Annotated in this window: 7 protein-coding genes and 1 pseudogene; 1 reads left to right on the forward strand and 7 read right to left on the reverse strand. The window is 33.4% G+C overall.

Annotated elements, in window-relative coordinates:
• A pseudogene (locus ABY285_RS11580) lies at positions 1-111 on the forward strand (gamma carbonic anhydrase family protein); the annotation flags it as partial.
• Between the two features lie 1,172 nt (positions 112-1,283).
• Here the strand turns inward: ABY285_RS11580 and murI are convergent.
• From murI to ABY285_RS11615, 7 genes are all read right to left on the reverse strand, one after another.
• Positions 1,284-2,072, reverse strand: coding sequence for a glutamate racemase (gene murI / locus ABY285_RS11585; protein ID WP_372770221.1), 789 nt, complete (start codon positions 2,070-2,072; stop codon positions 1,284-1,286).
• Positions 2,073-2,132: 60 nt separating this feature from the next.
• A complete protein-coding gene (locus tag ABY285_RS11590; RefSeq protein WP_372770222.1) occupies positions 2,133-2,633 on the reverse strand; it encodes an OmpH family outer membrane protein in 501 nt (166 codons plus the stop codon).
• A 19-nt stretch (positions 2,634-2,652) separates the two neighbouring features.
• Positions 2,653-3,456, reverse strand: a complete 804-nt coding sequence (locus ABY285_RS11595) for an OmpH family outer membrane protein (RefSeq protein WP_372770224.1) — start codon at positions 3,454-3,456, stop codon at positions 2,653-2,655.
• Positions 3,457-3,522: 66 nt separating this feature from the next.
• A complete protein-coding gene (gene bamA / locus ABY285_RS11600) occupies positions 3,523-6,093 on the reverse strand; it encodes an outer membrane protein assembly factor BamA (RefSeq protein ID WP_372770226.1) in 2,571 nt (856 codons plus the stop codon).
• Positions 6,086-6,841 (reverse strand): isoprenyl transferase, encoded by a 756-nt coding sequence (locus ABY285_RS11605; RefSeq protein WP_372770228.1) that lies wholly within the window; start codon positions 6,839-6,841, stop codon positions 6,086-6,088. Before ABY285_RS11605 ends, bamA begins: the two co-directional genes overlap by 8 nt.
• On the reverse strand, positions 6,841-7,527 hold the full coding sequence (locus tag ABY285_RS11610) for a DUF6089 family protein (RefSeq protein WP_372770230.1): 687 nt from the start codon (positions 7,525-7,527) through the stop codon (positions 6,841-6,843). Before ABY285_RS11610 ends, ABY285_RS11605 begins: the two co-directional genes overlap by 1 nt.
• Before the next feature lie 134 nt (positions 7,528-7,661).
• The gene (locus ABY285_RS11615) at positions 7,662-8,492 is read right to left on the reverse strand and encodes an NAD kinase (RefSeq protein WP_372770232.1); all 831 of its coding nucleotides are present in this window, start codon (positions 8,490-8,492) and stop codon (positions 7,662-7,664) included.
• Between the last annotated feature and the right edge of the window lie 10 nt (positions 8,493-8,502).

Below are 8,502 nucleotides of genomic sequence, written 5' to 3' on the forward strand. Positions count from 1 at the left end.
ATGCCTGCAAAAAAAATAAAGGACATCAGCCAGGAATTAATTTCAGGGGAAATAAACAGAATTGCCGATAACTATGTTAAGTATGCGGGTTGGTATAAGGAAGGAAGCTAAAAGCTCAAAGTTGAAAGTTGAAAGTTTAAATATGTACGTCCCTGATATATGTTGTCTTGTCCTGAACTAGCTATACACAAATAACAACCTTTCATCCCCTGATTCAAACTTGTTTATATTCTCAAAACCCAAAACCCAAAACCCAAAACCCAAAACCAAAAACTCAACACCCAAAACCCAAAACCCAAAACCAAAGAAACCGTCCTATGATTTTTTTCGTCGTAAAATATTGAAATTTTTAGCGTTGGCTGATGTTGCAACCCAAAGAGCCTCGTGGCTGGTTAAGAAGAGGGGAAGGCGGTCTGGGTAGGGCGGAGCGTAAAGAGGGTCAAGCGTAAAGAAAACATCCAGTGGATGTTTTTAGCGCAGGAGCCAGCCGGCGTGTTGAGTAGCTGTTTTTAGCGATCGAGCCAGCTGGCGCAAGGCAAAAATTCAATAATTTTGCAGAATAAGATCATCAGACTAGACTTTTTTGTTTCTTTTTTGGGCGATGCAAAAAAGAAAAAGAAGAAATGGATGAAGTTCTAAACATGATATTTCATTCAAAACAGCAATCTATTGAACATACCAGCCGGCGCAAGGGAAGAATTCTTTTTACAGAAAAAAACCATCAGATGATCCTTCTGTATGCCTATTTACCGAAATAGCTAATTTAGCGTTTTTTTCGGGCACAACAGTAGTCTTAATGGGGGTTCATGGGAGGATAAAGGGAGGATACTCCGTACATACTCCGTACATAGTGTTATAGTAGTGTTATAGTGACTATAACACTCGGGTTAAAATTGATCAAAAAAAATGGGTCAAAAAACAGGACTTTTGGCTTCAAAAATTTAAAATAAATAAAAACACCAAAAAGATAAAAAATTTGAAATTCAAGGAGCCTCTTTCGGTAATTCCAATCAAAACAGAGAGAAATAACCATCATTTTATTTTTTTAAACTTAAAATGCTATGATGCCAATCTAAAGGAGAGGGGCAAGGGGTGTGTAAAAAATCATGAGAATAAAAAATTAATAAAACCGGTCAACACCTGTCATGGAAGTTCAGCAGGGTCTTAAAGTTAAAAAATATTTTAACATCTATGCAAACGCGCTTTTCTTTTAAAAAAATGACTTTTGTGGTAGGTAGGTTTGGTGGTAAAAAAATCATAATTCATAATTCAAAAGCCCTAAATCAAAAATCCAATTTTTGAACTTTGAATTCAACAGATACATCACTTAAAATTTCTTTTAATACTTTTGTTTCAGCATTGATATAAAACAGATGATTGCCTTTAGACAGGTCTGTTGAAAGCAAGTCGAGTTTTTCTAAAATTGCTTTTGTTTGCCTGGCAACCGCTTCACCTGAATCAATAATAGTTACATTATCGCCTATTATTTTTTTAATTTGAGGAATTAAATAAGGGTAATGCGTACAGCCCAATACCAAATGGTCAATATTAAAGTTTAACATGGGTTTTAAGTAGGTTGAAAGTAACTCAGTTAATTCAGGGGAATTTAATTTTCCTTCTTCAATTAAAGGAACCAGCCCTTCGCCATCCTGCTCAATCGTCGTAATAATTTTGCTGTATTCCTTGGTGGTTTTTTCGAACAATTTACTGGATAAAGTTCCCTTTGTGGCTAAAATCCCTATAGCACCGGTTTTACTTAAAAGGGCTGCGGGTTTTATAGCGGGTTCGATTCCAATGAAAGGAACGGAATAATTTTCCCTTAAATAATCAATAGCGTTGGTAGTGGCAGTATTGCAGGCTATGATGATTAATTTGCATCCTTTTGAAATCAACAACTCGGTATTTTTAATGCTTAAAGCAATAATTTCTTCGGAAGACTTTTCACCGTAAGGCGCATTTTTACTGTCGGCCAAATAAATGGTATTTTCGTTTGGAACCAGTTTCACCACTTCTTTCCAGATAGAAGTTCCTCCAATTCCTGAATCAAATATACCGATGGGTTTGTTTTTCATTAGAATAAAAGTAAAAAAAAATCCCGCAATAGCGGGATTTTTTACAATTAATTATTGTTATTATTTAAGACCTAGTTTTGTTTTCACTGCTGGCAACAAATCTGTTCCATTGGCTACAATTAAAGTTGATGCTTCTAAAACATAAGTAAAACCTTGTGCAGTAGCAACGTCATCAATTGCTTTTTTTGCTTTTTCTAAAATAGGTTTCAATATTTCATTTCTTCTGTTAGTAATATCTTCTCTTGCAACTTGAGATGCCTGATACAAATTTTGTTGGTCTTTTTGAACTTCAACACTTCTTTGTTGGTTCACGTCATCAGTTTGAGAACCTGATTCAGCATCGTATCTTTTTAATTTTGCTTCAAGTTTTGATTCTTCTGCTTTTAACTCAGTTTCATAAGTTTTGCTCAATTTTTCAATTTCAGCATTCATCGTTTTTGTCTCTGGCATAAGGCTTATTAACAAATCAGTGCTGATATGGCCAATTTTAGTTTGAGCTTGTAAAGTGTTGAATCCTAAAGTAACTATTGCAATTAATAATAAGGTTTTAAAATGTTTCATTTTTTCTTTGTTGTTTAAATTAATTATTTTCCTTTTTTTCTTCTTGGGCTTTTTTTGCCGCCTCAATTTGTTTTATTCTTTGTTGTCTTTTTTCTTCAATAGCCTTTTTTTGTTCCTCTCTTTTCTTTAATTTTTCTGCCTTTTGATCTTCAATTTTCTTTTTTAACGCTTCTTTTTTTGATTCTCGGTCATCTATTTTTTCTTGCAATGCTTCATTATTATTTTGGGCATTGATAGTGTCTTCATTTTCTAGATTACTTTCAACATCGGTTTCTTTCTGTTTTTCTTTTAAGGCATCTGCCTTTTTTGATCTTGTAATGCTGTTCAGCACCAATTCACTAATGTCAAATTCCTTATTGGTGTATAACATAAGTAAAGAACTCGACTTGTCCATTACAAAATCAAATCTCCTTTTCGATGCAATATCCTGAATTGCATTGTATACAATATCCTGAACCGGTTTCACCAATTGTTGTCTTAAAAAGAATAAATCACCATTCGTGCCAAAACGTGCAATTTGTAAATTTTTTAAATCCAGTTCCTTGATTTGTATATCTTCCTCTTTTTCCTCTATTAACGCTTTTGTCAGAAGCGCTTTTTCATTATTTAATGCAGCTTTTAAAGTTTCAACTTCTTTTTGTTGCTGCTCAATATCATTTTGCCAAGTAATCGCTTTGGCATTAATTTTTGTTTGGGCTTCCATATATTCAGGGATGTTTTCCAGAATATATTCCAAATCAACAAATCCAATTTTTTGAGCTTTTTGTGCAATTGATGAGAAGCCCAAAATTAAAAACGCAAATAATAAAATTTTCTTTGTCATAACTAAAATGTATTTAGAAAAAATCGTGCCACTTAATTATTCATACACAAATATAACTTTTTTTGGTTAAAATTGTTGTCCAATTATGAAGTGAGTTTGCCAACCTGATTTTGCTGTTTGTCCTGGTAATGGGTCAAATCCGTTAGCGAAGTCAATTCCTAACAATCCGAATGCTGGCATAAAAATTCTTAAACCAAGCCCGGCAGATCGTTTTAATACAAATGGATTGAAGTTTTTAAATCCATCATAAGAGTTTCCTGCTTCCAAAAATCCTAAAACATAAATGGATGCTGATGGTTTTAATGTGATGGGATATCTAAGTTCCATTTGAAATTTGTTGTAAACAGTACCGCCCTCTATAGATGAGATACGTCCGTTTTCATATCCTCTTAAAGCGATTGTTTCTCTGCCGTCCAATTGATATGAAGCCATCCCGTCTCCACCCACAAAGAATCTTTCAAAAGGGGAGTCTCCTAGTTTTTTATTGTAATGTCCAAGAATACCAAATTCCGCATTTGACATGATCACTAATTTATTCGTTAAGGCAGTGTACCATTTTCCTTTGAAACTTGCTTTATAATACTCTAGCCATTTGTATTTTTCCTGGTCATTAATAGTTGAATAATCTTTATTGTTTACTAAAGAGTAGGGGAACGTAACTTTGGCGCCAATGCTAAAATCAGAACCATAGGTAGGGAAAACCGGATTTGAACCAGCCGAACTTCTTCCTAAAGTAATGTTATATGATAAGTTATTTGATTGCCCGGTTGAGAATGAAAATGTTGAAATTGGATAATCTTTTAAATCATACAATTGGTAACTGATACTTTGAGACAAGGTAAAATAATTATCTGGCCATCTTAAACGTCTTCCTAAACCGACTGTTGCTCCCACAATATTTAATCGCTGGTCTTTATCAACTTTATTGGTTGTGTAATCGTATCTAAATTGTTTAGAATTGTATATTGAAAACGACAATGATTGCGGTTTTTTGCCTCCCAGCCAAGGTTCAGTAAATGAAAAACTTGAAGTGGTATAATACCTGCTTTTTTGAAGTCGCAATGCCAGCGTTTGACCATCTCCCATTGGAAGTGGTTTATAAGCTTTCCCGTTAAATATATTTTTGGCAGAAAAATTATTGAATGACAATCCTAAAGTTCCAATAAAGGAGCCGCCGCCATAACCTCCTTGCAATTCTATTTGGCTGGAGCCTTTTTCAGCAACGGTATAATCAATGTCAACTGTTTTGTCTTGGTAATTTGGATTTAAATCGGGCGTTATTGCTTCAGCATCAAAAAAGCCTAATTGTCCAATTTCTCTAATGGTTCTGATAATATCGCTTTTGCTGTATAGATAACCTGGTTTTGTTCTAATTTCTCTATAAATTACATGGTCGTTGGTTCTGTCATTTCCATTAACGGTAATTTTTTTAATACGTGTTGGAGCATCTTCGTAAATTCTGATTTCAACATCAATAGAATCATTATTTATTCTTGTTTCAACGGGCATTACTCTTGAAAAAAGATAGCCATTATCCTGATATAATGTAGTAATATCATCTGAATCTGGTTTTCCGGTGCCCGTAACTCTTTCTTTCAATACTTTCCCATTATAAGTATCACCCTTTTCTATTCTTAAAATGCTTTGAAGTTGATTATCTGTATATCTGGTGTTTCCTAAAAATCGGATGTCTCCGAAAATGTATTTTTTTCCTTCTTCAACTTTAATGTCTAAACTGATGGTGTTGTCATCATTAAAAATTAGAGAATGATCAATAACTCGGGCATCTCTATATCCTTTTTCACTATAGGTTGTTACAATAGTTTCCAGATCTTCATTAAAATCAGCTTCAATATATTTTGATTTTTTCCAAAATCGGCCAAAGATTGCTTTCTTGGTTTTTTTCATGGATTTCTTAAGCTTTTTATCACTAAAAGCTTCATTACCCTCAAAATTGATATTTTTAATTTTTATTTTCTCGCCTTTGTCAATAAAAACCAACATGTTAACGGTATTTACGCTTGAGGTATCTGGCTTGGTATCGATGGTTACTTTTGTTTTTAAATAACCTTTTTCCTGATATTTCTTTTTGAAATAATTTTTTGAAGTTACCATTAAGTTATCTGTTAACATGGCTCCTTTTTTAAGCTCGGCATCTTTTTGTAATTCTTTCGCCTTGTTTTTTTTAACGCCTTGAATGGTAACATTGTTAAGCTGTGGCAATTCCAGAACTTCAAATTCCAGATAGGCTACATTTCCGTCAATTTTTGAAACATAAACTTCCACATTGCTAAACTGTTTGGTTTCATACAATTTTTTAATGGCACTTGTAAGTTTATCTCCAGGAAGTTTAATTTCTTGTCCTACGATTAAACCGGTAAACACTTTTACGGTTTCTTCTTCAAATTTTTGAAGTCCTTTAATGGTAATTCCACCAAGTTCATAATTCGTTTCCTTAACAAAAATATTGTTTGCTGTTATGGGAGTTATAGTGTCATTAACAATGACATCCTTAATAATGGTGTCATTTTTTATTTGAATATTTTCTGAATTATTTTTTAGCTGTTCTTGCGCGGATGCCGAATTAGTTGATAAAATAATTGTAAAAAGTAATAGCGCTATTTTAAATTTAGTCATTGATTTTTTCAATTTGTTGGCTGATTTTACCAAATCGTCTTTCTCTTTGTTGATAATCTACTATTGCATTAAACAAATTTTCTTTCCTGAAATCAGGCCAAAGCGTATTGGTAAAATACAATTCGGCATAAGCAATTTGCCATAATAAAAAATTGCTGATTCTTTTTTCGCCACTGGTTCGAATCAATAAATCAACATCCGGCAAAGAAAACGTATATAAATGATTATTAATAATATTTTCGTTAATTTCTTCAACGGCAAGTTGATTATTAACAACTTTTTTTGATATATTTCTGATAACATTAACAATTTCTTCCCTTGAGCCGTAACTTAATGCAAGCGTTAGTGTTAATGAGGTGTTATTTTTTGTTTTTTCAACAACTTCTGCAAGTTCTATCTGAGCTTTTTCCGGTAGGTTTTCAATATTGCCAATGGTTTTTAATTTGATGTTGTTCTTGACCAGTGTTTTTAGTTCCTTTCTTAGGGAAGACACCAATAAAGCCATCAACGTTTTCACTTCTAGTTTAGGCCTGTTCCAATTTTCGGTTGAAAAAGCATAGAGTGTTAAATAATTGACGCCAATTTCACGGCATCCTTCAATAACTTCTTTTACAGAAGTTACGCCGTTTTTATGACCGAAAACCCTTGGTTTTCCTTTCATTTCGGCCCAGCGACCGTTCCCGTCCATAATGATAGCAATATGGTTTGGCAGTTTGTCTGTATTTATTTGGGATTTATAGTCTTTCATCAATAAGGGGTTGCATAGCAAGGAGGTCTTCCAAAAGTGTAAACAAGTGATATGCCTGTTAGCATATACCAATCGTTACTCGCCGGATTTCCAAATTTTAATAAATCTATTTCTTGGTTATTATAATCTATATCATCTTCAAAAGTATATCGGGCCCTTATTTCTAAGGCAATGGCGAAATCGTAAACCAGCTTTGTTTTATAACCTATTCCGAAAGGAATGGCATAGGCTGTTTTTGATTCATAATTATAGTTTTGGCTTCCTGGGGATGATTCAGATTTCACAACATTGTAATTAAAAGCAGCGAATTCGACCAATAAATAGGGCGTTTTTGTTTTCTTGTAATCATCCAAATTGTATTCAAAATAATTAAATTCTATACCAATCGCCAGTTCTTTTATGCTATTTGTAAATCGCATCCCTCTATTATAACGTGCGTTATTTGTAGCGTCAGCATCATCTGAAGAAAGTTGGGCGTAGGTAAATGTTCCTCTAAATGCAATTCTGGGGTTCAAATTCCATTTATAAATAACGCCTCCCATAATATTATTTGGATTTATATAATATTCAGGACCGATGTCTCCAATGTAATTGCTTCCTCCAACAAATAATCCAACTTCATTAATTTGAGCTTTGGAAGACATTGCGATTAAGATGATTGCGGTGAATAAAACAAATTTTTTCATAAATAAAATGGACAGCAAATATAAAAAATTATAGTTGCTTATTTAAGTTTAGCAACGTCTTTTTTGATTAACTGTTTTTAAATGAAAATATTGCAGGTTGATTATCCTGTTTATTTTATGATTTTGTGGGCAGGTTAGTTTCTTACATCCTGACCCCAAAGCAATTTATCACGGAGGGTTTTTATAAAAGTTTGATGGTTTATTTCTACAATTTTCAGGGTGAAAGTCGATTTTTCTATGAAAATTTCCGTTTTGCTGTTGATTGTTGTGATTCTTGAATCGAGTGATAGGAAAAATTTATTTTCCCTTCCGCTTACTATTAATTTTATTTTGGTTTCATCGGGAATTACCAAAGGCCTTGCATTTAAATTATGCGGTGCGATGGGTGTTAACACAAAACTTTTGGCCTGAGGAATAAGAATTGGTCCTCCACAGCTTAGCGAATAACCGGTTGATCCTGTTGGCGTTGAAATGATTAAGCCATCGGCCCAATAGGAAGTTAAATATTCTTCATCTAAATAGGTTTCAACAGTAATCATGGAGGCCGTATTTTTTCTGCTGACGGAAACTTCGTTCAAAGCAAAATTCAGGTAAGTCAAACCTTCATTTTTTGGTGTGGTTGTAACGCTTAATAAAGTGCGTTTATGAACAAGGTATTTTTTTTGTAAAAGCAGTTCAATTGCAGTCGCTATTTCCTCTTTTTTTACGGTGGCTAAAAAACCTAATCGGCCAGTATTTATACCGACTATTGGGATGTTTGAATCCCTAATATAAGTTACAGCCCTCAAAATTGTGCCGTCTCCGCCAAGTGTAAACATAAAATTAAATGAAGCGTCCAATTCTGTATGGGTAGAAAAAGTTTCGGCCTTTAAAATATTGATATGTTTTTTTAAGTCTAAATAATAATTCTGTTCAATTACAAATTCAATCTTGTGAATTTTTAATGCCTGCAATAATTCTTCAATGTATACTTTA

The organism is Lutibacter sp., from assembly GCF_041555395.1.
GTDB lineage: Bacteria > Bacteroidota > Bacteroidia > Flavobacteriales > Flavobacteriaceae > Lutibacter.

Excerpts from the sequence above, each read along its gene's own strand:
- ABY285_RS11595 (WP_372770224.1), bottom strand. The coding sequence starts at position 3,456 with ATGACAAAGAAAATTTTATTATTTGCGTTTTTAATTTTGGGCTTCTCA.
- murI (WP_372770221.1), bottom strand. The coding sequence starts at position 2,072 with ATGAAAAACAAACCCATCGGTATATTTGATTCAGGAATTGGAGGAACT.
- ABY285_RS11610 (WP_372770230.1), bottom strand. The coding sequence starts at position 7,527 with ATGAAAAAATTTGTTTTATTCACCGCAATCATCTTAATCGCAATGTCT.
- bamA (WP_372770226.1), bottom strand. The coding sequence starts at position 6,093 with ATGACTAAATTTAAAATAGCGCTATTACTTTTTACAATTATTTTATCA.
- ABY285_RS11605 (WP_372770228.1), bottom strand. The coding sequence starts at position 6,841 with ATGAAAGACTATAAATCCCAAATAAATACAGACAAACTGCCAAACCAT.
- ABY285_RS11590 (WP_372770222.1), bottom strand. The coding sequence starts at position 2,633 with ATGAAACATTTTAAAACCTTATTATTAATTGCAATAGTTACTTTAGGA.